Origin of the sequence: Paraburkholderia sp. MM5482-R2 (assembly GCF_050436125.1) — a bacterium.
Taxonomy (GTDB): domain Bacteria; phylum Pseudomonadota; class Gammaproteobacteria; order Burkholderiales; family Burkholderiaceae; genus Paraburkholderia; species Paraburkholderia tuberum.
The window spans coordinates 192,241-216,235 of the sequence record NZ_JBNDLP010000002.1 but is presented as its reverse complement, the minus strand read 5'-3'; the positions used below and the strand labels follow the sequence as shown (position 1 = coordinate 216,235).

General features: G+C 62.0%; 20 protein-coding genes and 1 pseudogene. All 21 read left to right on the top strand.

Going from position 1 to position 23,995, the window contains the following annotated elements; all coding sequences use genetic code 11:
- The first annotated feature begins 92 nt into the window (after positions 1–92).
- The 21 genes and pseudogenes from OKW37_RS04020 to atpA all read left to right on the top strand — a co-directional run bounded on the left by OKW37_RS04020 (position 93) and on the right by atpA (position 23,920).
- Entirely contained in the window at positions 93–1,808 is a 1,716-nt protein-coding gene (locus OKW37_RS04020; RefSeq protein ID WP_429407940.1) for a GMC family oxidoreductase, read from the top strand.
- A gap of 289 nt (positions 1,809–2,097) precedes the next feature.
- Complete coding sequence (locus OKW37_RS04015) at positions 2,098–2,877, top strand: ABC transporter ATP-binding protein (RefSeq protein WP_018418872.1); 780 nt, start codon at positions 2,098–2,100, stop codon at positions 2,875–2,877.
- Positions 2,874–3,632, top strand: a complete 759-nt coding sequence (locus OKW37_RS04010; RefSeq protein ID WP_184036876.1) for an ABC transporter ATP-binding protein — start codon at positions 2,874–2,876, stop codon at positions 3,630–3,632. The genes OKW37_RS04015 and OKW37_RS04010 overlap by 4 nt, the downstream gene beginning before the upstream one ends.
- 62 nt (positions 3,633–3,694) lie before the next feature.
- On the top strand, positions 3,695–4,909 hold the full coding sequence (locus OKW37_RS04005) for an ABC transporter substrate-binding protein (RefSeq protein WP_429407942.1): 1,215 nt from the start codon (positions 3,695–3,697) through the stop codon (positions 4,907–4,909).
- A 190-nt stretch (positions 4,910–5,099) separates the two neighbouring features.
- The gene (locus OKW37_RS04000) at positions 5,100–5,984 is read left to right on the top strand and encodes a branched-chain amino acid ABC transporter permease (protein ID WP_184036882.1); all 885 of its coding nucleotides are present in this window, start codon (positions 5,100–5,102) and stop codon (positions 5,982–5,984) included.
- Complete coding sequence (locus tag OKW37_RS03995) at positions 5,984–6,955, top strand: branched-chain amino acid ABC transporter permease (RefSeq protein WP_429408495.1); 972 nt, start codon at positions 5,984–5,986, stop codon at positions 6,953–6,955. The genes OKW37_RS04000 and OKW37_RS03995 overlap by 1 nt, the downstream gene beginning before the upstream one ends.
- Before the next feature lie 558 nt (positions 6,956–7,513).
- Positions 7,514–8,680, top strand: a complete 1,167-nt coding sequence (locus OKW37_RS03990; protein WP_429407944.1) for an ABC transporter substrate-binding protein — start codon at positions 7,514–7,516, stop codon at positions 8,678–8,680.
- Between the two features lie 419 nt (positions 8,681–9,099).
- Complete coding sequence (locus OKW37_RS03985) at positions 9,100–10,260, top strand: ABC transporter substrate-binding protein (protein WP_429407946.1); 1,161 nt, start codon at positions 9,100–9,102, stop codon at positions 10,258–10,260.
- A gap of 220 nt (positions 10,261–10,480) precedes the next feature.
- A complete protein-coding gene (locus OKW37_RS03980) occupies positions 10,481–11,536 on the top strand; it encodes a branched-chain amino acid ABC transporter permease (RefSeq protein ID WP_187612230.1) in 1,056 nt (351 codons plus the stop codon).
- 4 nt (positions 11,537–11,540) lie between these two features.
- A pseudogene (locus OKW37_RS03975) lies at positions 11,541–13,326 on the top strand (ABC transporter permease subunit).
- On the top strand, positions 13,326–14,102 hold the full coding sequence (locus OKW37_RS03970; RefSeq protein ID WP_429407949.1) for an ABC transporter ATP-binding protein: 777 nt from the start codon (positions 13,326–13,328) through the stop codon (positions 14,100–14,102). Before OKW37_RS03975 ends, OKW37_RS03970 begins: the two are co-directional and overlap by 1 nt.
- Before the next feature lie 175 nt (positions 14,103–14,277).
- On the top strand, positions 14,278–16,236 hold the full coding sequence (gene mnmG, locus OKW37_RS03965; RefSeq protein ID WP_429407951.1) for a tRNA uridine-5-carboxymethylaminomethyl(34) synthesis enzyme MnmG: 1,959 nt from the start codon (positions 14,278–14,280) through the stop codon (positions 16,234–16,236).
- On the top strand, positions 16,233–16,916 hold the full coding sequence (rsmG, locus tag OKW37_RS03960) for a 16S rRNA (guanine(527)-N(7))-methyltransferase RsmG (RefSeq protein ID WP_429407953.1): 684 nt from the start codon (positions 16,233–16,235) through the stop codon (positions 16,914–16,916). The genes mnmG and rsmG overlap by 4 nt, the downstream gene beginning before the upstream one ends.
- Positions 16,917–16,987: 71 nt before the next feature.
- Positions 16,988–17,779 carry a ParA family protein gene (locus tag OKW37_RS03955; protein WP_090802387.1) on the top strand — a complete coding sequence of 264 codons (792 nt, stop codon included), beginning with the start codon at positions 16,988–16,990 and terminating at the stop codon, positions 17,777–17,779.
- A gap of 18 nt (positions 17,780–17,797) precedes the next feature.
- A complete protein-coding gene (locus OKW37_RS03950) occupies positions 17,798–18,685 on the top strand; it encodes a ParB/RepB/Spo0J family partition protein (RefSeq protein WP_090802389.1) in 888 nt (295 codons plus the stop codon).
- Positions 18,686–19,260: 575 nt separating this feature from the next.
- The gene (locus OKW37_RS03945) at positions 19,261–19,806 is read left to right on the top strand and encodes an ATP synthase subunit I (RefSeq protein ID WP_429407955.1); all 546 of its coding nucleotides are present in this window, start codon (positions 19,261–19,263) and stop codon (positions 19,804–19,806) included.
- Between the two features lie 165 nt (positions 19,807–19,971).
- Positions 19,972–20,823: a F0F1 ATP synthase subunit A gene (gene atpB / locus OKW37_RS03940; protein WP_026225522.1), complete on the top strand. Its 852-nt coding sequence runs from the start codon at positions 19,972–19,974 to the stop codon at positions 20,821–20,823.
- Positions 20,824–20,904: 81 nt separating this feature from the next.
- Complete coding sequence (atpE, locus tag OKW37_RS03935; protein ID WP_007180033.1) at positions 20,905–21,174, top strand: F0F1 ATP synthase subunit C; 270 nt, start codon at positions 20,905–20,907, stop codon at positions 21,172–21,174.
- A 135-nt stretch (positions 21,175–21,309) separates the two neighbouring features.
- Positions 21,310–21,780, top strand: coding sequence for a F0F1 ATP synthase subunit B (locus OKW37_RS03930; protein ID WP_090802394.1), 471 nt, complete (start codon positions 21,310–21,312; stop codon positions 21,778–21,780).
- Between the two features lie 2 nt (positions 21,781–21,782).
- Positions 21,783–22,322, top strand: a complete 540-nt coding sequence (locus OKW37_RS03925) for a F0F1 ATP synthase subunit delta (RefSeq protein ID WP_090802396.1) — start codon at positions 21,783–21,785, stop codon at positions 22,320–22,322.
- 56 nt (positions 22,323–22,378) lie between these two features.
- Entirely contained in the window at positions 22,379–23,920 is a 1,542-nt protein-coding gene (gene atpA, locus OKW37_RS03920) for a F0F1 ATP synthase subunit alpha (protein WP_090802398.1), read from the top strand.
- Positions 23,921–23,995 lie beyond the last annotated feature (75 nt).

Below are 23,995 nucleotides of genomic sequence, written 5' to 3'. Positions count from 1 at the left end.
AATAAAAGCGCAATAAAAGCGTTTCGCGGCGCATGCGTGGAAGCGATCGAGCAGCCACGCGTGCGCCGCAAAGATGCTTAGGAGGCTGAACGATGAGTCATAGCGACAGTACGCCTCGCGCCGCGCGGCGACTCGAAGGCGAGTTCGACTACGTCATCGTCGGCGCGGGTACCGCCGGCTGCGTGCTGGCGAACCGGCTCACCGAAGATCCCGACATCCACGTGCTGCTGCTCGAAGCCGGGGGGAAGGACGACTATCACTGGATTCACGTGCCGGTCGGCTACCTGTATTGCATCGGCAATCCGCGCACGGACTGGCTGTACAAGACCCAGGCCGAGCCGGGTCTGAACGGCCGCACGCTGTCGTATCCGCGCGGGCGTGTGCTCGGCGGCAGTTCGTCGATCAACGGCATGATCTACATGCGCGGTCAGCGGGAAGACTACGACGAGTGGGCGCGTGTGACGAACGACAGGACGTGGTCCTGGAACGCGGTGCTGCCGGTCTTCAGGCGCAGCGAGGATCACCACGGCGGCGCCAACGAAGCGCACGGCGCGGGCGGACCGTGGCGCGTCGAGAAGCAGCGCCTCAAATGGAAGATTCTCGAAGAGTTCGCGCAAGCCGCGCAGCAAACCGGCATCCCCGCCACCGACGATTTCAATCGCGGCGATAACACCGGTGTCGGCTACTTCGACGTCAACCAGAAGCGTGGCATTCGCTGGAATGCGTCGAAGGCATTTTTGCGGCCCGCGTTGAAGCGGGAGAACCTCACTGTCATCACCGGCGCCCACACGCAGCGTGTCGTGTTCGATGGCCGCCGCTGCACCGGAGTCGAATATCGTGGCGGCGAGGTCGACTATCTCGCCAAAGCGCGTTGCGAAGTGATCCTTTCCGCCGGCGCGGTCAACTCGCCGCAACTGCTCGAATTGTCCGGTGTCGGCAATGGCGCGCGTCTGCAGAATCTCGGCATCGAGGTCGTTCAGGATCTGCGCGGTGTCGGTGAAAATCTGCAGGACCATCTGCAACTGCGCATGGCGTATCAGGTGCAGGGCGTGCGCACGCTGAATACGATGTCCGCGCACTGGTGGGGCAAGCTGATGATCGGCATGCAGTACGCGTTGTTTCAGAGCGGACCGATGTCGATGTCGCCGTCGCAACTTGGCGCGTTCGCGAAGTCCGACGCCGACGATCGCTCGCTGTCGCGACCCGATCTCGAGTATCACGTGCAGCCTTTGTCGCTTGATCGCTTCGGGGAACCGCTGCATCGCTTCAATGCGTTCACGGCTTCGGTGTGTCAGCTGCGCCCCACGTCGCGCGGCAGCATTCATATTGCGTCGGCCGATGCTTGCGCGCCACCGTTGATCGCGCCGAACTATCTGTCGACCGACTACGACCGCCACGTCGCCGCGAACGCGCTACGTCTGACGCGTCGCATCGTCGCGGCGCCCGCGCTCGCGCGCTATCAGCCGCGGGAGATCCTGCCGGGCCTCCAGTATCAAAGTGAAGAAGAATTGCAGCAGGCCGCGGGCGCGGTCGGCACGACGATCTTCCATCCGGTCGGCACCTGCCGCATGGGCACGACCGACGATCCCGCCGCGGTCGTCGACAATCGGCTACGAGTTATCGGAGTCGAGGGCTTGCGTGTCGTCGATGCGTCGGTGATGCCCAACATCACGTCAGGTAACACCAATTCGCCGACGCTGATGATCGCCGAGCGCGCCAGCGACATGATCCGCGAGGATCGTCGCGCGCGCGTGAGCGGCAGCATGGCCGCGCATACCGGTGTTGCCGCGTCGATGTCAGCTGTGTGACATGACTCGGTGAGCGCACCAGTCAGGTTTTCCGCCGCGTACGTGAAGCGTGTGAACCGCGCGTCACATACGCACGGCGCGGGCCTCGTTCCCTAAGTGCAAATCCCAATGATTGCGCTGCATCATTGGCGCGACAATGGCAGCCATGCTGCGTGCCGCGCCATGGCTCACCGTCCGGATTGGTGCAGCACGCCAACGAGCGGCAAGGGGTGCCGCAAAAATAACAAGTCGCGCGGAGCTTCGCGCGGAAAGATCGTAGTGCTTCGCCTTACTCCGTATGGAAGGGAACATGATTCTCGGCGATACGATTCTCGAAACGCGCGGCCTCACCCGCGAGTTCAAAGGCTTTGTCGCCGTGAACGGCGTGAACCTGCGCGTGCGCCGTGGCTCGATCCATGCGCTGATCGGCCCCAATGGAGCGGGCAAGACCACCTGCTTCAATCTGCTCACCAAATTTCTCGAACCCACCGCGGGCCAGATCGTTTTCAACGGTGTCGATATCACCGGCGAACGGCCAGCTCAGATCGCGCGGCGCGGCATCATTCGTTCGTTCCAGATTTCCGCGGTATTTCCGCATCTGACGGCATTGCAGAACGTGCGCATCGGGTTGCAGCGCTCGCTCGGCACCGCGTTTCACTTCTGGAAGAGCGAGCGTACGTTGCGCCGTCTGAACGATCGCGCGATGGATCTGCTGACCCAGGTCGGCCTGACCGATTTCGCCGATGTGTTGACGGTCGAGCTCGCCTACGGCCGCAAGCGCGCGCTCGAAATCGCGACCACGCTCGCGATGGAGCCGGAACTGATGCTTCTCGACGAGCCCACGCAAGGCATGGGTCATGAGGACGTCGATCGCGTGACCGCGCTGATCAAGAAAGTGTCGGCCGGACGCACGATCCTGATGGTCGAACACAATATGAATGTGATCGCCGGTATCTCCGACACGATCACCGTGCTGCAACGGGGTGAAGTGCTCGCTGAGGGCAGCTACGCGGAAGTGTCGAAGAATCCGCTCGTGATGCAAGCCTACATGGGCAGCGCCGACGCGGCGCTCGCCGGAGCCCACGCATGAATACGACGGTCGAGCGCGAAGGCCTCGAAGCGAACGAAACGAAAAGCGGCGCACCCGCGCTGGAAATCGCGGGACTGCAAGCCTGGTACGGGGAATCCCACATTCTGCACGGCGTCGATCTGTCGGTCGGCCGCGGCGAGGTCGTGACGCTGCTCGGACGCAATGGCGCGGGCCGCACCACGACGCTACGCGCGATCATGGGCCTCACGGGTCGCCGTACCGGCTCGATCCGTATCGACGGACGCGAAACCGTCGGCTTGCCCACGCATCGCATCGCGCATTGCGGCATCGGCTATTGCCCGGAAGAGCGCGGCATTTTTTCGAGCCTGTCGTGTGAGGAAAATCTGCTGCTGCCGCCGCCCGTCGGCGACAAGGCGCGCATGATGTCGCTCGAGGAAATCTACGCGATGTTCCCGAATCTGCACGAGCGGCGCATGAGTCAGGGCACGCGGCTCTCGGGCGGCGAACAACAGATGCTCGCGGTCGCGCGGATTCTGCGCACTGGCGCGAATCTGCTGCTGCTCGACGAAATCTCGGAAGGGCTCGCGCCCGTGATCGTGCAGGCGCTCGCGCGCATGATCGTTACGCTGAAGGCGCGCGGCTACACGATCGTGATGGTCGAGCAGAACTTCCGCTTCGCCGCGCCGCTCGCGGATCGTTTCTATGTGATGGAGCACGGCATGATCGTCGAGCATTTCGGGGCTAGCGAGCTCGAAGGCAAGATGCCGGTGCTGCACGATTTACTGGGCGTATAGACACGGACACACGCGCGCCCGACTGCCTCTGATAACCACAAGCGAAGAACCAGGAGACATGCATGAAAAGGAACCCACTCGCGCGAATTGCCTCACTCTGTTTCGCAGTCGCCGCCGGCACCGCACTGACGCTGGGCAGCGCGCAAGCGGCCGACGATGCTGTAAAGATCGGCTTCATCACGGACATGTCGGGGCTGTACGCGGATATCGACGGGCAGGGCGGTCTTGAAGCGATCCGGATGGCGGTCGCCGACTTCGGCGGCAAGGTCAACGGCAAGCCGATCACGGTGCTGTACGCGGATCACCAGAACAAGGCGGACATCGCGGCATCCCGCGCTCGCGAGTGGTTCGACCGCGACGGCGTGGACATGGTGATCGGCGGCACGAACTCGGCGACCGCGCTGTCGACTAACACCGTCGCGGGCGAGAAGCACAAGGTCTATATCAGCGTCGGCGCCGGCGCCGATACGTTGACCAACGAGCAATGCACGCCGTACACGATCCACTACGCATACGACACGACCGCGCTCGCGAACGGCACGGGCTCGGCCGTGACGAAGCAGGGCGGCAAGACCTGGTACTTCCTGACGGCAGACTACGCATTCGGCAAGGCGCTCGAAAAAGCGACCGCGGAGGTCGTGAAGGCGAACGGCGGCCAGGTGCTCGGCGAGGTGCGTCATCCGCTGTCGGCGTCGGACTTCTCATCGTTCCTGTTGCAGGCGCAGGCGTCGAAGGCACAGGTCCTCGGCCTCGCGAACGCGGGCGGCGACACGATCAACGCGATCAAGGCCGCGAAGGAATTCGGCATCACCAAGACGATGAAGCTCGCCGCGCTGCTGATGTTCATCAACGACGTGCACAGCCTCGGTCTCGAAACGACGCAAGGTCTGGTGCTGACCGACAGCTGGTACTGGAACAAGGACGCCGACACGCGCAAGTGGTCGCAGCGGTACTTCGACAAGATGAAGAAGATGCCGTCGAGCCTGCAGGCTGCCGACTACTCGGCGGCGATGAACTATCTGAAGGCGGTGCAGGCGGTGGGCTCGACCGATCCGGACAAGGTGATGGCGCAGTTGCACAAGACGAAGATCGACGACTTCTACGCGAAGGGCTACATCCGTCAGGACGGCAGCATGATCCACGACATGTACCTGATGCAGGTGAAGACGCCGGCCGAATCGAAGGAGCCGTGGGATTACTACAAGATCACTGCGACGATTCCGGGCGATCAGGTCTTCACGACCAAGGCGCAGACCCGCTGCGCGCTGTGGAAGTAAGCGCGGGCGCAGTAAGCGGTCGAGGACCGCGCAGACCTGAGAGAACCGCCGGCGCTGCAGGGGCACGCGCTGGCGGATGACCGTTTCAGATGCCGTACGCCGATGGGCGGCGTCGCCGCTCGTCGCGTGCCGGCCGGATCGTGCGTCACCGATCTCACCTTGACGATGGCTTGAAGGGCTAAGGGCTTCAATGGACATCTTTGGCGTTCCGCTACCGGCGATGCTGAGCCAGCTTCTGCTCGGGCTCGTGAACGGCTCGTTCTACGCGATTCTGAGCCTCGGGCTGGCGATTATTTTCGGCCTGCTCAACGTGATCAACTTCGCGCATGGCGCGCTGTTCATGCTCGGGGCGATGCTCGCGTGGATGGGGCTGTCGTATTTCAATCTGCCGTACTGGGTGATGCTCGTGCTCGCGCCGCTGATCGTCGGACTGGTCGGCGTCGCGATCGAGCGCTCGATGCTGCGCTGGCTTTACAAGCTCGATCATCTGTATGGCCTGTTGCTGACGTTTGGCCTCACACTCGTGATCGAGGGCGTATTCCATTCGATCTACGGCTCGTCGGGCCAGCCGTACGATGTGCCGTCGGCGCTGTCGGGCGCGACCAATCTCGGCTTCATGTATCTGCCGAACTATCGCGCATGGGTGGTCGTCGCGTCGCTGGTCGTGTGCTTTGCGACATGGTTCGTGATCGAGAAGACGCGGCTTGGCGCGTATCTGCGCGCGGGCACCGAAAACCCGAAGCTCGTCGAGGCGTTCGGCGTCAACGTGCCGCTGATGATCACGCTGACCTACGGCTTCGGCGTCGCGCTCGCGGCGTTTGCCGGCGTGCTCGCCGCGCCGGTGATTCAGGTCTCGCCCCTGATGGGCCAGTCGATGATCATCACCGTGTTCGCGGTGGTCGTGATCGGCGGCATGGGCTCGATCATGGGCTCGATCCTGACCGGCCTGATGCTCGGCGTAGTCGAAGGACTCACGCGTGTGTTCTACCCCGAGGCGTCGGCGACCGTCGTCTTCGTGATCATGGCGCTCGTGTTGCTCGTGCGTCCGGCGGGTCTTTTCGGCAGGGAAAAATGATGCAGAGAAAGGTGCTCTACGGTCTGCTGCTGATCGTGCTGCTCGCGGTGCCGGTGCTCGGCATCTATCCGCTCTTCGTGATGAAGGTGCTGTGCTTCGCGCTGTTCGCGGCCGCCTTCAATCTGCTGATCGGCTATACGGGCTTGCTGTCCTTTGGTCATGCGATGTTTCTCGCGTCGGCTGGTTACGTCACCGGCTATGCGATGCAGACGCTCGGCTTTTCGCCGGAGCTCGGCGTGCTGAGCGGCACCGCGGCGGCGACGCTGCTTGGGCTCGTCGTCGGCTTCTTCGCGATTCGCCGTCAGGGTATCTACTTCGCGATGGTGACGCTCGCGCTCGCGCAGATGGTCTACTTCGTGTTCCTGCAGGCGCCGTTCACGCACGGGGAAGACGGTCTGCAAGGCGTGCCGCGCGGCAAGCTGTTCGGCGTGCTCGATCTCTCTTCGGACCTCGCGCTATATTTCGTCGTGCTCGCGGTGATCGTCGCGGCTTTCCTGCTGATCGTGCGGATCGTGCATTCGCCGTTCGGGCAGGTGCTCGTCGCGATCAAGGAAAACGAGCCGCGCGCGGTGTCGCTCGGCTACGACACCGACCGTTTCAAGCTGCTCGCATTCATCCTGTCGGCCGGCATTGCGGGTCTCGCGGGTTCGCTGAAGGTGCTGGTGCAGGGCTTCGAAACGCTGAGCGATGCCTATTGGACGATGTCCGGCCTCGTGATCCTGATGACGCTGGTGGGCGGCATGGGCACGCTGTTCGGGCCGTTGCTCGGCGCCGCGTTGATCGTGTCGCTCGAAGACAGGCTCGGCGATATCGGCTCGGCACTCGCGTCGATGACCGGCATCGACTGGTTCCGCTCGCTCGGCGAATCGGTGACGATCGTCACCGGGCTGATTTTCATCGCGTGTGTGCTGGCGTTCCGGCGCGGCATCGTCGGTGAGATCGTCGCGCGAGTGCGACCGTTGCGGGCTTGAGATTGGCTGGTTGATCCCGCCCGCGTGGTCGCTCGCTTGATGCAGTGCGGTACGAAATTGCTTCGACGTCCGATCTAATTGCGGCTCGTGCTGAAGGTCCGCTGGATCAGGGACTCGGGCGAACCTGTGGCAAACCGTGCGACGAAAAGCGCCCTACGCGCCCCAATCCGGTGCCGCAGTGCACCACTAGGGTAATTGCTAGTTGTGACTGTTGGGGTGGTCGTTTAATCTTCATGCAGTTCTGATGCACCACGAATTTGCAGGTGGAGAACGAGGAGACAAGTGAGGCACTCAGTGCCCAGAAGAAAGCGCTGTTGGATTGATATCCAACAGCGCTTTTTTATTTGTGTTTATCGAATCTTTGACGCGATCGCCCGGCTATTTCACGCGCCATTTTTTACTCTCCGCCAACCGCTGCAGGTAAACATCACAAGCCTGCGAAACGCTTGCAGCACGGCGCTTGCGTCCGCTACACTCGCTTATTCACCGACCACTGGGTTGGCAATTAAATCCGCGGATTTAATTGCAATTGAATAACGGGGTTAATAGAGGAGCAGGATGAAGTCGGCATTGCGTTGGATCAGCGCGGCATTGGTCGCCACAGGGGTCTCGGCTGCCTGGAGCGGCCATGCATTCGCGGACGTGAAAATCGGCGTCACCGTGTCGGCAACAGGACCGGCCGCATCGCTCGGCATTCCGGAAAAGAACACGATCGCGCTACTGCCGAAAGAAGTGGCGGGCCAGAAGATCGACTACATCGTCCTCGACGACGCAACCGATTCCACCCAGGCGGTCAAGAACGCCCGCAAGCTCACTAGCGAAGACCACGTCGATGCACTGATCGGCTCGACCGTCGTGCCGAACTCGCTCGCCATGATCGACGTCGCTGCCGAAACCTCGACGCCGATGATCTCTCTGGCCGCGGCCGCGGGCATCGTCGAGCCGATGGACGCGAAGCGTGGATGGGTCTTCAAAACGCCGCAAAACGACATTCTGATGGCCACGGCGATTGCGCAGCACATGGCCAATCACGGTGTGAAGACGGTCGCGTTCATCGGCTTTTCCGACGCGTACGGCGAGAGCTGGTTCAAGGAATTCAGCAAAGCCGCTGACCTCGCGAAGATCAAGATCGTCGCGACCGAGCGCTTCGCGCGCAACGATGCATCGGTCACGGGCCAGGTGCTGAAGATGATGTCGCAGAACCCGGACGCGGTGCTGATCGCCGGTGCGGGCACGCCGGCCGCGCTGCCGCAGAAAACGCTGAAGGAGCGCGGCTACAAGGGCAAGTACTATCAGACGCACGGCGTCGCGAACAACGACTTCCTGCGCGTGTGCGGCAAGGATTGCGAAGGCACGTGGCTGCCCGCTGGCCCACTGCTGGTCGCCGAGCAACTGCCCGAGGCGAATCCGGTGAAGAAGAGCGCACTTGCGTACAAGCATGCGTATGAAACGGCATATGGCGCGGGGTCGGTGTCGACGTTCGGCGGTCACGCATGGGACGCGGGTCTGCTGCTGCAGCATGCGATTCCGCTCGCGTTGAAGAAGGGGCAGCCAGGCACGCCGGCATTCCGCGAGGCGCTGCGTGCCGCGCTCGAAGGCACGAAAGATCTGCCCGCGTCGCACGGCATCTTCAACATGAGCGGGAACGACCATGCCGGCCTCGATCAGCGGGCGCGCGTGATGGTGCAGATCGTCGACGGCAAGTGGAAGCTCGCCGGCGACTGAGCGAAGGCTCTGCGCCACGGGACCTCATCGAAAAAGACGCGTGCAGTTGACGCGTCTTTTTTATTACCCGGGCCAGGTGTCCGCATCGCGCAAAAGTGTGGTTTCGCTGCTTCAGGACAAACCCGCATTTGGCGCACGCTCTCTTGACCGTCGATAATGCAGAACGCAAACTACTAACATATTAGTGGTTTATGAGATGCCTGGTTGGAATAAAGCCCCGGCACAGAAACGCGGCGTATGACGCGAATGCGCACTCGCGCGACGCGAGAGGAGCGGTACCCAACGCAGCTGGGGAAGGTATGCGCGCCGAGCAGGGAAAACCATGCTTGGCACACCTGAACCCGCTCACTAGATTCAAACACCCGGCCCAGCAAGCCGGCTTACAGATAGGCGCTTTTCAAAGCGTTTGGAGACTCGCAATGAAAAAGACAAGGCATTGGGTACGCACCGGCATCGCGATGGCGCTGATGTGCGGCGCGGGGGCTGCATTCGCGCAGGTGAAGATCGGCGTCACGTTGTCGACGACGGGGCCGGCCGCGTCGCTCGGGATTCCTGAAAAGAACACGATCGCGTTGCTGCCGAAGGAGATCGGCGGCAAGAGCGTGCAGTACATCATCCTCGACGACGGGTCGGACACCAGCAAGGCCGTGCAGAACACGCGCAAGCTGATCGACGAAGACCACGTCGACGCGATCATCGGCTCGACCGTCACGCCGAATTCGCTCGCGATGCTCGATCCGGCCGCTGAGGGCAAGACGCCGGTGATCTCGCTCGCGGCATCGGCCGCGATCATTCAGCCGATGGATGCGAAGCGCGCATGGGCATTCAAACCGCCTCAGAACGACAGCCTGATGGCCGAAGCGATCGCCGATTACATGCAGCATCACGGCGTGAAGACGGTCGGCTTCATCGGATTCTCGGACGCATACGGCGACAGTTGGAACACGACGTTCGACGCCGCTGCGAAAGCGCACAACCTGAAGATCGTGTCGAACGAGCGCTTCAACCGCACCGATGCATCGGTGACGGGCCAGGTGCTGAAGACGATGGGCGCGAATCCCGACGCGGTGCTGATCGCGGGCTCGGGCACGCCGTCGGCGCTGCCGGCCAGGACGCTGAAGGAGCGTGGCTACAAGGGCAAGGTCTATCAGACTCACGGGGTCGCGAACAACGACTTCCTGCGTGTGTGCGGCAAGGATTGCGACGGCGAACTGCTGCCGGCCGGTCCGATTCTCGTCGTCGATCAATTACCGGATTCGAACCCGGTCAAGAAGTCGTCGGAAGCCTATAAGAACGCCTATGAGAAGGCGTATGGCGTGGGTTCGGTCGCGACCTTCGGCGGCCACGCATGGGATGCCGGCCAGATGTTGCAGGCTGCGATTCCGGTCGCGCTGAAGACCGCCCAGCCGGGCACGCCGGAGTTCCGCGTGGCGCTGCGCAACGCGCTCGAAAACATCAAGGAGCTGCCAGTGTCGCACGGCATCATGAACACCACCGCGAACGACCACAACGGCCTCGACCAGCGCGCACGCGTGATCGTGCAGATCGTCGACGGCAAGTGGAAGTTGCAGAACAACTAAGACTATTTACAAAAACCAGTAGCGGTACGCGCCTCTCGCGCAATCATGCGGTGCATGACGCCGCATTGCCATTGTGTTCGACGACAATGGCATCGACCGCCGCGCCGCGTCCCGGCGCGGCGGTTGTCTTTTCTGACATGCAGATCGATGGCCGGCTTCGCACCGCGCCGTCGCGACTGTTTCGCGGTTTTTCGATTTCGACGCTTCAGGACGAGGAAGTATGGATCTATCAATTGCGGCGATCCTCGCGCAGGACGGCATCACGACCGGCGCGATCTACGCGCTGCTCGCGCTTGCGCTGGTGCTGGTGTTCTCCGTCACGCGGGTGATCTTCATCCCGCAAGGGGAGTTCGTTTCGTACGGTGCGTTGACGCTCGCCGCACTGCAAACGCAGAAGTTTCCGGCCACCTGCTGGCTGTTGATGGCGATGGGCGCGGCATGCTTCGTCGTCGAGACGGCGGCCGTGTTGCGGCATGCTGAGCGGCGTCGTCATGCGGCGCGCACGCTGCCCGTGCTGGCGGGGAAGTACCTGCTGTTTCCGATCGCGGTCTACGCGCTCACGCGCGGCATCTTCCTGCAGCCGCTGCCGATGATCGTGCAGATCGCGCTGACGCTGCTGATCGTGATTCCGATGGGTCCGTTCGTGTATCGCCTTGCCTACGAGCCGATCGCGGAGGCGACCACGCTGCTGCTGTTGATCGTCGCGGTGGCCGTGCATTTCGTGATGGTCGGTCTCGGCCTCGTGATGTTCGGCGCCGAAGGCTCGCGCACCAACGCGTTTTCCGATGCGACGTTCAACATCGGCACGTTGTCGATCTCCGGCCAGAGCCTGTGGGTGATCGGCACCGCGGCCGTGCTGATCGGCGCGCTGTATTTGTACTTCGATCGCTCGATTTCGGGCAAGGCGTTGCGCGCGACGTCGGTGAACCGGCTCGGCGCGCGGCTCGTCGGCATCGGCACCACGCAGGCGGGACGCCTCGCATTCACGCTTGCGGCGGGGCTCGGCGCACTGTGCGGCATCCTCGTCGCGCCGCTCACGACGATCTACTACGACTCGGGCTTCCTGATCGGTTTGAAGGGCTTCGTGGGCGCGATCATCGGCGGTCTGGTCAGCTATCCGCTGGCGGCGGCCGGCTCGATTCTCGTTGGTCTGCTGGAGTCGTATTCGTCGTTCTGGGCTAGTGCTTATAAGGAAGTGATCGTGTTCACGTTAATCATCCCGGTGCTGCTGTGGCGCAGTCTTGCGAGCCCGCACGCCGAAGAGGAAGCGGAGTGACACGATGAAACGAATCATGCAAAAGAAGTTCTTCTGGTTGTTCCTCGTGGTGCTGTTCGCTTTGCCGGTTCTGCCGCATCCGATCCATGTACCCGAGTACTGGGTCACGCTGCTGAACTACATCGGTCTCTATTCGATCGTCGCGATCGGCCTCGTGCTGTTGACCGGCATCGGCGGGATGACGAGCTTCGGGCAGGCCGCCGTTCGTTGGCATCGGCGCGTATGCAACCGCGTATCTGACGACGAACTTCGGCGTGTCGCCGTGGCTCGCGCTGATCGCGGGCGTGATCGTCACTGCCCTGGTTGCGCTGATGCTCGGTCTCGTGACGATGCGCCTATCCGGCCACTTTCTGCCGCTCGGCACGATTGCGTGGGGGCTCGCGCTGTTCTACCTGTTCGGCAATCTCGACATGCTCGGCAAGTACGACGGCATCAACGGCATCCCGGTGTTGAATGTTTTCGGGATCAATCTTGAGTCCGGCCGCCATATCTATTACCTGATCTGGGTGGTCGTGCTCGCTGCGGTCGTCTCTGTTCAGAATCTGCTTAATAGCCGGCCGGGTCGCGCAATCCGCGCGTTGCGCGGCGGTGGTCTGATGGCCGAGGCAATGGGCGTCAACACCGGCTGGATGCGCGTCGTGATTTTCGTCTATGCGGCGGTGCTTGCGTCGGTCTCGGGTTTTCTGTACGCGCACTTGCAGCGCGCCGTGAATCCGACGCCGTTTGGACTGAATCACGGCATCGAGTTCCTGTTCATGGCGGTGGTGGGCGGCGTCTCGCACGTCTGGGGCGCGGTGCTCGGCGCGGCGATCCTGACCGTGCTGCAGGATTATTTGCAGACGCTGCTGCCAAAACTGCTCGGCGAGAACGGCAACTTCGAAGTGATCGTGTTCGGCATCGTCATGGTGCTGCTTCTGCAGTACGCGCGGCAGGGCGTCTGGCCGTTCGTCGCGCGCTTTTTCCCGCGTGGCCCGCGGGCGCATCTCGCCGATCACGCGGATCCTCTGCCGCAGCGCAACAAGCCACAGACCGGCGAAGACCTGCTGACGGTGAACAAGGCGCGCAAGCAGTTCGGCGGTCTCGTCGCGGTGAACGACGTCAGCTTCGAGGTCAAAGCAGGGCAGATCATCGGGCTGATCGGACCGAACGGCGCAGGCAAGTCGACGACCTTCAATCTCGTGACCGGTGTGCTGCAGGCGACGAGCGGCGAGATCACGTTCCGCGGCGAGCGCATCGATGCGCTGAGTTCGCGTGAAATCGTCAAGCGGGGCATCGGCCGGACGTTCCAGCACGTGAAGCTGCTGCCGGGTATGACCGTGCTCGAGAACGTCGCGATCGGTGCGCATCTACGTGGCCATGCGGGCGTGTGGCGCAGTGTCGTGCGGCTGAACAGCTCCGAAGAGCAGCGGTTGATGGCCGAAGCCGCTCGACAGATTCGCCGCGTCGGCCTCGAACAGCACATGTATGACGAAGCGGGCAGCCTGGCGCTTGGTCAACAGCGGATTCTCGAAATTGCGCGCGCCCTGTGCTGCGACCCGACTCTGCTATTGCTCGATGAACCGGCCGCTGGTCTCCGGTATCAGGAAAAGCTTCAGCTCGCCGAACTGCTGCGCAGACTGAAGACAGAAGGGATGAGCGTGCTGCTCGTCGAGCACGACATGGATTTCGTGATGAATTTGACGGACCGGCTCGTGGTGATGGAGTTCGGCACGCGGATCGCTGAGGGCCTGCCGCAGGAAGTCCAGCAGGATCCGGCGGTGCTCGAAGCGTATCTGGGTGGGGTGGAATGATGGACGACATGACAACGACCGGCGTGGCGGCAGCGGGACCGATTCTCGAAGTGAGCCATTTGTCCGTCCGCTACGGCAAGGTTGAAGCGCTGCACAATGCGGCGATCAAGGTGCGGGCGGGGCAGATCGTCTCCGTGATCGGCCCGAACGGCGCGGGAAAGTCGACGCTGCTGAATGCGATCATGGGCGCGTTGCCGACGTCCGGTCATGCGAAAGGCGCGATTTCCTATCAGGGCGACGACGTCAGCGCGATGCCGGTCGAAAAACGCGTTGCGCTTGGAATGTGCCTGGTGCCGGAAAAGCGTGAGCTTTTCGCTTCGATGACCGTCGAGGACAATCTGCTGCTTGGCGCCTACCGGCGCAAGCGAGCAGGGGAGCGCAACTTTCTCGATCAGCTGGAACCGGTGTTCGAACTGTTTCCGCGGCTGAAGGAGCGGCGCAAGCAGGCGGCCGGCACGCTTTCCGGCGGCGAGCGGCAGATGCTCGCGGTCGGCCGCGCCCTGATGGGCAAGCCCGATCTGCTGATGCTGGACGAGCCGAGCCTCGGTCTCGCGCCGCTGATCGTGAAGGAAATCTTTCACATCATCAGCGCCTTGCGGCAGACGGGCGTCGCGACGCTGCTGATCGAGCAGAATGCGCGCGCTGCATTGCAGATCTCGGACTACGGCTACGTGCTGGAAACCGGCGAGTTGGCGCTGGAAGGACCGGCAACCGACCTCGCGCAAAATCCCCGGGTGATCGAAACCTATCTCGGTCTTGCCAAAAAGGTCGCATAAGCCTGCACTTATTTCGCTGATCGCTGTCTCTGGACGCGGTGTGTTTCACGTGAAACACACCGCTTTTTTATTGTTTCATCATTCGGACGAAATTCGGGCCGCAACTGAAGCCGTTATAATTCGCCCATACATTTCTTTTGAAGGCTCACGCGACGATCTGGCGTGAGATCCCGCGATGCTTTTTCCCACAGAATTTGACGTAATCGTCGTCGGTGGCGGTCATGCCGGCACCGAAGCTGCTTTGGCGTCGGCGCGCATGGGCAACAAAACGCTGCTTTTGACCCATAACATCGAGACCCTTGGTCAGATGAGCTGCAATCCGTCGATTGGCGGCATTGGCAAAGGCCATCTGGTCAAGGAGGTCGACGCGCTGGGTGGCGCCATGGCGGCCGCTACCGACGAAAGCGGCATCCAGTTTCGGATCCTGAATTCGTCGAAAGGACCGGCGGTCCGCGCGACGCGCGCTCAGGCTGACCGCGTGCTGTACAAAGCGGCGATCCGCCATCGTCTAGAGAATCAGCCGAACCTCTGGCTATTTCAGCAGGCCGTCGACGATCTGATGGTCGAGGGCGACCGCGTGGTCGGCGCCATCACGCAAGTGGGTATTCGTTTCCGGTCGCGCGCGGTGGTGCTAACCGCGGGCACGTTCCTCGACGGCAAGATTCACGTGGGGTTGAACAACTACACCGGCGGACGCGCGGGCGACCCGGCTGCGGTTTCGCTGTCGGCGCGGTTGAAAGAGCTGAAGCTACCGCAGGGCCGGCTTAAAACCGGTACGCCACCGCGAATCGACGGTCGCACGATCGACTATTCGCAGCTCGAAGAGCAGCCCGGGGATCTGGACCCGGTGCCGGTGTTCTCGTTCCTCGGGCGTGTCGAGCAGCACCCGCGACAGGTGCCGTGCTGGGTCACGCATACGAATCAACGGACACACGACATCATTCGCGGCGGTCTCGATCGTTCGCCAATGTACACGGGCGTGATCGAGGGGGTGGGGCCACGCTATTGCCCGTCGATCGAGGACAAGATTCACCGGTTTGCGTCGAAGGAATCGCATCAGATCTACCTCGAGCCGGAAGGTCTGACGACCAACGAGTTCTATCCGAACGGGATCTCGACGAGCCTGCCCTTCGACGTGCAGCTCGAGCTGGTGCGTTCCATGCGCGGGCTCGAGCATGCGCATATCCTGCGCCCGGGCTACGCGATCGAGTACGACTATTTCGATCCGCGTGGCCTGAAGGCATCGCTAGAAACGAAGGTGATCAGTGGCCTGTTCTTCGCCGGACAGATCAACGGTACGACCGGCTACGAAGAGGCAGCTGCACAGGGCACTCTGGTCGGCATCAACGCCGGTCTGTTTGTGCAAGGCAAGGAAGCATGGTGTCCGCGTCGCGACCAGGCTTATCTCGGCGTGCTCGTGGACGATCTAGTCACGCGCGGGGTGTCCGAGCCGTACCGGATGTTCACGAGCCGCGCGGAGTACCGTCTGAGCTTGCGCGAAGACAACGCCGATACGCGGCTGACGGAGATCGGGCGCGAACTCGGCGTGGTCGATGACGCTCGCTGGGACGCCTTCAGTCGCAAGCGTGACGCTGTTTCACGTGAAACACAGCGCTTGCGTTCAACCTGGGTCAATCCTAAGACCTTATCGGCAGAAGAGGCGACCGCCTTGCTTGGCAAGCCAATCGACCACGAATACAGTCTCGCGGACCTGCTGCGTCGTCCGGGCGTCAGCTACGACGGCGTCTGTGGGCTGCGTGACGGCACTTGTGGCGCGCCCGAAGCACTTGCGGAAGACCCCGTGCTGCTCGCGCAAATCAAGGAACAGATCGAAATTGGCGTCAAATATCAGGGCTACATCGACCGACAGGCCGGTGAGATCGAACGCAACGAGGCGCAAGAGAACACGCGTCTGCCTGAAGGGCTGGACTACACCGAGGTCCGTGGGCTGTCGTTCGAAGCTCGCCAGAAGTTGATGCAGTTCCGGCCGGAAACGATCGGACAGGCGTCGCGTATTTCCGGTATCACGCCTGCCGCCATCTCGCTGCTGATGGTCCATCTGAAGCGTGGCCTCGGGCGTCGTCCGTCGAAGTCCGCCGAGCCCGGCGCCGACAGCACGCCGGTGGTTCAATGACGGCAGCGCAGAGGGGAATCGACCAGCAGGCCTTGGCGTCATTGCTGGCGGACGGTGTCCGTGAACTTGGTCTCGAACTCAGCGACGCGCAGCAGCGCAAGCTGCTCGATTACGTCGCGTTGCTCGCGAAGTGGAACAACATCTACAACCTGACAGCGATCCGCGACCCGAGGCAGATGCTAATCCAGCACATTCTCGATTCGCTATCGATCGTGCCGCACCTGGCGCCGCGCGGGCCGTCGTCGGTGCTCGACGTCGGTTCGGGCGGGGGGCTGCCGGGCATCGTGCTCGCGATCGTGCTGCCCGATTGGACCATCACGACAAACGACATCGTCCATAAGAAGACTGCCTTTCAGTCGCAGGCGAAGGCGGAACTGGGCCTCGCGAACCTGTCGGTTGTGACCGGTCGGGTGGAGACGCTGCGGCCTGGCGCCGAAGTACCGGCAAAGTTCGACGTAATTGTCTCGCGCGCGTTCGCAGAACTCTCGGATTTCGTTACACTGGCCCGTCATCTGGTTGCGGAGCAGGGCGCAATTTGGGCGATGAAGGGTATGCGGCCGGATGCCGAAATCGCGCGTCTGCCGGCGGGCGCTCACGTGGAACAGATCATCCGGCTGAACGTGCCGTCGCTCGACGCCGAGCGGCATCTGATCGAGGTGCGAGTGGACCCCGAAAGCTGACGGCCGCCTCGGCCTGGCAACACCCTCAACGATTTTCACTTCATCCAAGCAGCAAAAGGGACACACCAACGATGGCAAAAATCTTCTGCGTTGCGAACCAGAAGGGCGGCGTCGGCAAGACGACCACCACAGTCAATCTGGCCGCGAGCCTGGCAGCGCAGGGACAGCGAGTCCTTCTCATCGATCTGGACCCGCAAGGCAACGCCACGATGGGCAGCGGTATCGACAAGGCCGAATGTACGAACACGGTCTACGAGGTGCTCGTGGACAACGTGTCGGTGGCCGATGCGCGCGTACGGCCCGAGGCGGTCGGATACGACGTGCTTCCCGCGAACCGTGAGCTCGCGGGCGCCGAGGTCGAACTCGTCAGCATGCAGAATCGCGAGCGTCAACTGAAGGCGGCGCTCGCCGGGGTCGAGGGCGAGTACGATTTCGTGCTGATCGATTGCCCGCCGGCTCTGTCACTGCTGACGCTCAACGGACTATGCGCCGCGCACGGCGTCGTCATTCCGATGCAGTGCGAATACTTCGCGCTCGAAGGGCTGTCCGACCTCGTCAACACGATCAAGCAGGTCCATGCGAATCTGAATCGCGACCTCAAGGTGATCGGTCTGCTGCGCGTCATGTTCGATCCGCGCATTACGTTGCAACAGCAAGTCTCGGATCAATTGAAAGAGCACTTCGGCGACAAGGTCTTCGACGCGGTGATTCCACGCAACGTGCGATTGGCCGAGGCGCCCAGCTATGGGCTGCCCGGTGTGGTGTTCGACAGGGCGTCGCGAGGCGCGCAGGCGTACGTGCAGTTCGGCGTCGAAATGATTGAGCGGGTGCGCGCGCTGAATGACGCGCCCCAGGCATCCTAAGCGGATCGAGGAAGCACGATGAACGCAGTAGCAAGAAAGAAAGGACTGGGCCGCGGTCTGGAGGCATTGCTCGGCGGCACCGCCGATATCACCGAGGCAGCGGTGATCGACGGCGCGCCGAACGTATTGCCGCTCGGCAAGATGCAGGCGGGCAAATACCAGCCGCGCACGCGCATGGACGAAGGCGCGCTGCAGGAGCTTGCGGCGAGCATCCGCGCGCAAGGGCTGATGCAGCCGATTCTCGTGCGTCCGATCGCGGCGGACCGCTATGAGATCATCGCGGGGGAGCGGCGTTTTCGCGCGGCGCGGCTTGCGGGCCTCGACGAGGTGCCGGTGCTTGTGAAGGACGTGCCCGACCAGGCCGCCGCGGCGATGGCGCTGATCGAAAACATCCAGCGCGAGGATCTGAATCCCCTCGAAGAGGCCCAGGGTATCCAGCGCCTGCTCGACGAATTCAATTTCACACATGAGCAGGCGGCAGAGTCGGTGGGCCGCTCGCGCAGCGCGGTGTCGAACCTGCTGCGTCTGCTGAACCTTGCGACACCGGTACAGACGATGTTGCTCGCCGGCGATCTCGACATGGGCCACGCTCGCGCGCTGCTCGCCGTCGATGCCGCGACGCAGATCACGCTGGCCAACCAGGTCGTCAACAAGCGCCTGTCTGTGCGCGAGACGGAAAAGCTGGTTGCGATGACCACGAAGGTGACGCCGGCGGCCAAGGCCCGCGCGAATCCGGACGGCGGCCGTGACACGCGACGCCTGGAAGAGGAACTGTCGGACCTGCTGTCCGCTACGGTGAAAATCAAGCTCGGCCGACGCGGTCGCGGCCAGGTGCTGGTGGACTTCGGCGATCTCGACGCGCTGGAAGGCATTCTGGTTCGTTTGCGCGGGAACGCGAACGTCTGAGCACAGATTGGCGCTCAGCAGGCAAGAGTGGTGAACGGCTGGCGGCCTGTGCATGAGCACTGCCGCGAGTTGGTCTACCTCGGTGCGAGCGACTATTGTGGATTCCAAAACAACCGATGCACGAATAATCAGGAATCCTAGCTTCGGACGCTCCACATTCACGCGATAATCATCCTGACGAGCCGCTATCAAAAGCGACCCGATCATCATCGAAATTTGCGGTGAGGCTGATTCAGCTCAATAGAAGAGCTATCCCGTTCAGCCCTTAAAAAAGAGGCATTTGTTGCATTTTCGAGACGTCTGCCGCTGCGTCGGAACGCACTGCCAACGAGCTTCGATCCACGCGACCACCCGCACGGGTTTTGCCGTCCCCCGCCCGCCTTACATTTGACGTGTTTCGCGTCGTTAGCGTACGTTTTACCGCATCGTGAAGGGAAGTTTCACGCGGTTATAGGCTGGCCTAAAGTCTTGAATTGCCTGCAACTATCGCTTACAATCGCCCGGATTTAATTGCACGGCAACCCCGTAAGCGCTGCGTAAACTCGCGGGCTGAACGAGACTTTCGGAACATTGCGATGGCGGTCAAAACGTCGAATCTGTCGCCGGAGAATGGTGACGACAGACACCGCGCTGAACGCTCCGCACCCGAGATGTCCTCCAGTCGGCAGTTCGATCCGGTCGAAGCGTGGGATGACGCGCAGGAAGATAACAATATCGTTCCGCTCACGCGGGCCGAGGCGGAAAAGCTGTTTGGTCCCGGCGTGGGTCGTCCATCGCGCGTAACGCCGTTCAGGGTCGTCGCAGCGCAAATGGTTTTGTCCCTGGTCGCAACGCTGTTGTGGTGGCTGTTCTACAAGCCGCCGGGCGCTGCTGCGCTGTCCGCGTTCCTCGGGGGGGCGATCTGCTGGGTGCCGGGCGCGTTGTTCGCGGCACGACTGAAAAAGCAGGGCGGCGCCGAGACCGTGATGAGCTGGATGATCGGCGAAGCACTCAAGATGGGGACAACGATTGCGATGTTTGTCGCAATCGCCTTCTGGTATCACGACGTACGCTGGATTCCGCTGCTCGTGACCTACCTCATCGCGCTGAAGACTTACTGGATCGCCTTGGCGTGGCGCTAAGGTAGCAGCACAAAAAACAGCAGCAAAAAGAATTTAAGGCCGGCGCGCAGCGCCGGCACGGGTGTGCGGGTGAGACAGGGCCCGCACCCGGCGCGTTCCCGCAACACAGTGTTCCGGCGGGAGCGGCCTCGAACGATTTTCGACAATTTGGGTGGCTTTAACGATATGGCAGCTAGCGAAGGCACGCGCGCAATGGATCCGTCCGAGTACATCGCGCACCACTTGCAGAACTTTTCCACCGCACACCAGACGTCGATTTTCGACATCCATGTGTGGAATCTCGACACCCTGTTCTGGTCGATCGTGTGCGGCCTCGTCACGATCTTCGTGCTGCATCTGGCAGCCCGCAAGGCAACGGCCGGCGTGCCGGGTCGCTTCCAATGCGCGATCGAAATGCTTGTCGAAATGGTCGAGGATCAATCGAAGGCCATGATCCACGGCTCGCGCACCTTCATCGCGCCGCTCGCGCTGACCGTGTTCGTCTGGGTCGCGCTAATGAACTCACTCGACTTCATACCCGTCGACCTGCCGGGCCGTGTGATCGGCTGGCTGGGTCTGTCCGAAGCCATCCCGCACCACCGCATCGTGCCGACCGCCGACCTGAACGGCACGATCGGTATCGCGCTCGGCGTGTTCGTGCTGATGATTTACTACAACTTCAAGATCAAGGGCGCTGGCGGCTTCGTGCATGAACTGCTGTCCGCTCCGTTCGGCGCGCATCCGCTGCTGTGGATCCCGAACCTCGCACTGAACATCATCGAGTTCGTCGCGAAGACGGTCTCGCTCGGCATGCGGTTGTTCGGCAACATGTACGCGGGCGAACTGTTGTTCCTGCTGATTGCCCTGCTCGGCAGCCTCTGGAGCTTCGGCGCGGACACGACGGTGCTTGGCTTCATCGGCCACGTGGTCGCCGGCACAGTGTGGTCAATCTTCCACATCCTGATCGTTCTGCTGCAGGCGTTCATTTTCATGATGCTGACGCTGGTGTACATCGGCCAGGCACACGACACGCACTAACCTGCGTTGTCGGCAAAGAATCGTAGTTTTTCAAATCCCAGTTCCAACCAGTTCTAAAAGACTTTTCACAAAGGAGTGATCATGCAAGCTTTCATCGCCAACATCCAGGGTCTGACCGCCATCGGTATCGGCATCATCATCGGCCTGGGTGCTATCGGCGCCTGTATCGGTATCGGTCTGATGGGCGGCAAGTACATCGAAGCATGCGCCCGTCAACCGGAACTGATGAACCCGCTGCAAACCAAGATGTTCCTGCTGGCTGGTCTGATCGATGCGGCGTTCCTGATTGGCGTTGGTGTGGCAATGCTGTTTGCGTTCGCGAACCCGCTGCTCTCGAAGCTGGCAGGCTGAGGTTCCTCGGAGGTTTGCGCCTGAGCTATAAAGGTAAAGGCGCAGGGCGGAACGGGTACTGGGGCGCTGATCGAGCAGAATCGATGAGCGCCTTGCCGTTTCACTTTCCGAACTAGCAACGTTTAAGGAAACACCGTGAATCTCAACGCAACCCTGTTTGCGCAAATGGTCGTGTTCCTGATCCTCGCGTGGTTCACGATGAAATTCGTGTGGCCGCCGCTGATCAACGCCATCGATGAGCGCGCGAGGAAGATCGCCGACGGTCTGTCCGCCGCGGAAAAGGGCAAGCAGGAACTCGAAGCCGCTCACAAGCGCGTCGACCAGGAACTGGCTCAGGCTCGCAACGACGGCCAGCAACGCATTGCCGACGCTGAAAAGCGCGCTGTCGCAGTCGCCGACGAAATCAAGGCTCAGGCGCAGGCGGAAGCCGCCCGCATCATCGCGCAGGCGAAGGCCGACGCGGATCAGCAAGTCGTGAAGGCGCGCGAAGCGCTGCGTGGCGAAGTTGCTGCACTCGCTGTGAAGGGCGCTGAACAGATCCTGCAGCGCGAAGTCGACCAGGCGGCTCATGCTGACCTGCTGAATCAACTGAAAGCCGAGCTCTGATCATGGCCGAACTTGCAACCATCGCCCGTCCGTACGCGGAAGCGCTGTTTGGCGTGGCCGAAGCTGGTGACATCGCCGCCTGGTCCACGCTCGTGCAGGAGCTGGCACAGGTTGCGCGTCTGCCCGAAGTGCTGTCGATCGCCTCGAGCCCGAAAGTGAGCCGTGCCCAGGTAAGCGATCTGCTGCTGGCCGCGGTCAAGTCGCCGCTCAAGGACAACGCGCAAGCGAAGAATCTGGTGCAGATGCTGGTGGACAACCATCGCCTGCAGCTGCTGCCGGAAATCGCCTCGCAGTTCGAAGAGTTGAAGAACGCCCGCGAAGGGGCAGCAGATGTGCTGATCGTCAGCGCATTCCCGCTCGAAGGTGCGCAGTTGAACGAACTCGTCGCAAGCCTCGAACGCAAGTTCAAGCGCAAGCTGAAGCCGACGGTCGAAGTCGATCACTCGCTGATCGGCGGCGTACGCGTGACGGTCGGCGACGAAGTGCTCGATACCTCGGTCCGCGCGCGGCTCGCCAGCATGCAAACGGCCCTGACGGCCTGAAGCGCTTCGCGTTTTAGCGGCTGGCACGCAACAGAATTGACTATCAGGAGCGAATAATGCAACTCAATCCCTCTGAGATCAGCGAGCTGATCAAGAGCCGGATCCAGGGCCTTGACGCGAGCGCAGACGTTCGCAACCAGGGCACCGTGATCTCCGTGACCGACGGTATCGTGCGTATCCACGGCCTGTCGGAAGTGATGCAGGGCGAAATGCTCGAATTTCCGGGCAACACCTTCGGTCTCGCGCTGAACCTCGAGCGCGACTCGGTCGGCGCCGTGATTCTGGGTGAATACGAACACATTTCGGAAGGCGACATCGTCAAGACGACGGGCCGCATTCTCGAAGTGCCGGTGGGTCCGGAACTGCTCGGCCGCGTGGTCGACACACTCGGCAACCCGATCGACGGCAAAGGCCCGATCAACGCGAAGAAGACCGATGCAATCGAAAAGATTGCCCCGGGCGTGATCTGGCGTAAGTCGGTTTCGGAACCGGTCCAGACCGGTCTGAAGTCGATCGACGCGATGGTGCCGATCGGCCGTGGCCAGCGTGAGCTGATCATCGGCGACCGTCAGTGCGGCAAGACCGCAGTCGCAGTCGACGCGATCATCAACCAGAAGGGCAAGAACCTCTTCTGTATCTACGTCGCGATCGGCCAGAAGGCTTCGTCGATCATGAACGTGGTGCGCAAGCTGGAAGAAACCGGCGCGCTGGAATACACGATCGTCGTGTCCGCTTCGGCTTCGGAATCGGCTGCGATGCAGTACCTCGCACCGTACGCCGGCTGCACGATGGGCGAATACTTCCGCGACCGCGGACAGGACGCGCTGATCGTTTATGACGACTTGACCAAGCAGGCTTGGGCATACCGTCAGATCTCGCTGCTGCTGCGCCGCCCGCCGGGCCGTGAAGCTTATCCGGGTGACGTGTTCTATCTGCACTCGCGTCTGCTTGAGCGTGCTGCTCGCGTGTCGGAAGAGTACGTCGAGAAGTTCACCAACGGCGAAGTGAAGGGCAAGAGCGGTTCGCTGACGGCACTGCCGGTCATCGAAACGCAGGCAGGCGACGTGACCGCATTCGTTCCGACGAACGTGATCTCGATTACCGACGGCCAGATCTTTCTTGAAACCGACCTTTTCAACGCAGGTATCCGCCCGGCGATTAACGCTGGCGTGTCGGTGTCGCGTGTGGGTGGCGCGGCTCAGACGAAGGTCGTGAAGAAGCTGTCGGGCGGTATCCGTACCGACCTCGCGCAGTACCGTGAACTCGCTGCGTTCGCGCAGTTCGCATCGGACCTCGACGAAGCGACCCGCAAGCAGCTCGAGCGCGGCCGCCGCGTGACGGAACTGCTGAAGCAGCCGCAGTATCAGCCGCTGCAGGTGTGGGAACTGGCTGTGTCGCTGTTCGCGGCGAACAACGGCTATCTCGACGACCTCGAAGTTGCTCAAGTCCTGCCGTTCGAAAAGGGCTTGCGCGACCACCTGAAGTCGAGCCATGCTGACCTGGTCAAGCGTATCGAAGACACCAAGGAACTCTCGAAGGACGACGAAGGCCTGCTGCACACGGCCGTCAAAGACTTCAAGAAGTCCGGCGCTTATTGATCCGCGAGTGATCCGCAAGGCATAAACGGACCTTGAAGCGGCGCGGGCCGCATGCGAATGCTCCCGCGCTACTTC

Bases quoted from the DNA above. Each gene is read 5' to 3' on its own strand.
- OKW37_RS04020 (WP_429407940.1), top strand. From the start codon at position 93: ATGAGTCATAGCGACAGTACGCCTCGCGCCGCGCGGCGACTCGAAGGC.
- OKW37_RS04015 (WP_018418872.1), top strand. From the start codon at position 2,098: ATGATTCTCGGCGATACGATTCTCGAAACGCGCGGCCTCACCCGCGAG.
- OKW37_RS04010 (WP_184036876.1), top strand. From the start codon at position 2,874: ATGAATACGACGGTCGAGCGCGAAGGCCTCGAAGCGAACGAAACGAAA.
- OKW37_RS04005 (WP_429407942.1), top strand. From the start codon at position 3,695: ATGAAAAGGAACCCACTCGCGCGAATTGCCTCACTCTGTTTCGCAGTC.
- OKW37_RS04000 (WP_184036882.1), top strand. From the start codon at position 5,100: ATGGACATCTTTGGCGTTCCGCTACCGGCGATGCTGAGCCAGCTTCTG.
- OKW37_RS03995 (WP_429408495.1), top strand. From the start codon at position 5,984: ATGCAGAGAAAGGTGCTCTACGGTCTGCTGCTGATCGTGCTGCTCGCG.
- OKW37_RS03990 (WP_429407944.1), top strand. From the start codon at position 7,514: ATGAAGTCGGCATTGCGTTGGATCAGCGCGGCATTGGTCGCCACAGGG.
- OKW37_RS03985 (WP_429407946.1), top strand. From the start codon at position 9,100: ATGAAAAAGACAAGGCATTGGGTACGCACCGGCATCGCGATGGCGCTG.
- OKW37_RS03980 (WP_187612230.1), top strand. From the start codon at position 10,481: ATGGATCTATCAATTGCGGCGATCCTCGCGCAGGACGGCATCACGACC.
- OKW37_RS03970 (WP_429407949.1), top strand. From the start codon at position 13,326: ATGGACGACATGACAACGACCGGCGTGGCGGCAGCGGGACCGATTCTC.
- mnmG (WP_429407951.1), top strand. From the start codon at position 14,278: ATGCTTTTTCCCACAGAATTTGACGTAATCGTCGTCGGTGGCGGTCAT.
- rsmG (WP_429407953.1), top strand. From the start codon at position 16,233: ATGACGGCAGCGCAGAGGGGAATCGACCAGCAGGCCTTGGCGTCATTG.
- OKW37_RS03955 (WP_090802387.1), top strand. From the start codon at position 16,988: ATGGCAAAAATCTTCTGCGTTGCGAACCAGAAGGGCGGCGTCGGCAAG.
- OKW37_RS03950 (WP_090802389.1), top strand. From the start codon at position 17,798: ATGAACGCAGTAGCAAGAAAGAAAGGACTGGGCCGCGGTCTGGAGGCA.
- OKW37_RS03945 (WP_429407955.1), top strand. From the start codon at position 19,261: ATGGCGGTCAAAACGTCGAATCTGTCGCCGGAGAATGGTGACGACAGA.
- atpB (WP_026225522.1), top strand. From the start codon at position 19,972: ATGGCAGCTAGCGAAGGCACGCGCGCAATGGATCCGTCCGAGTACATC.
- atpE (WP_007180033.1), top strand. From the start codon at position 20,905: ATGCAAGCTTTCATCGCCAACATCCAGGGTCTGACCGCCATCGGTATC.
- OKW37_RS03925 (WP_090802396.1), top strand. From the start codon at position 21,783: ATGGCCGAACTTGCAACCATCGCCCGTCCGTACGCGGAAGCGCTGTTT.
- atpA (WP_090802398.1), top strand. From the start codon at position 22,379: ATGCAACTCAATCCCTCTGAGATCAGCGAGCTGATCAAGAGCCGGATC.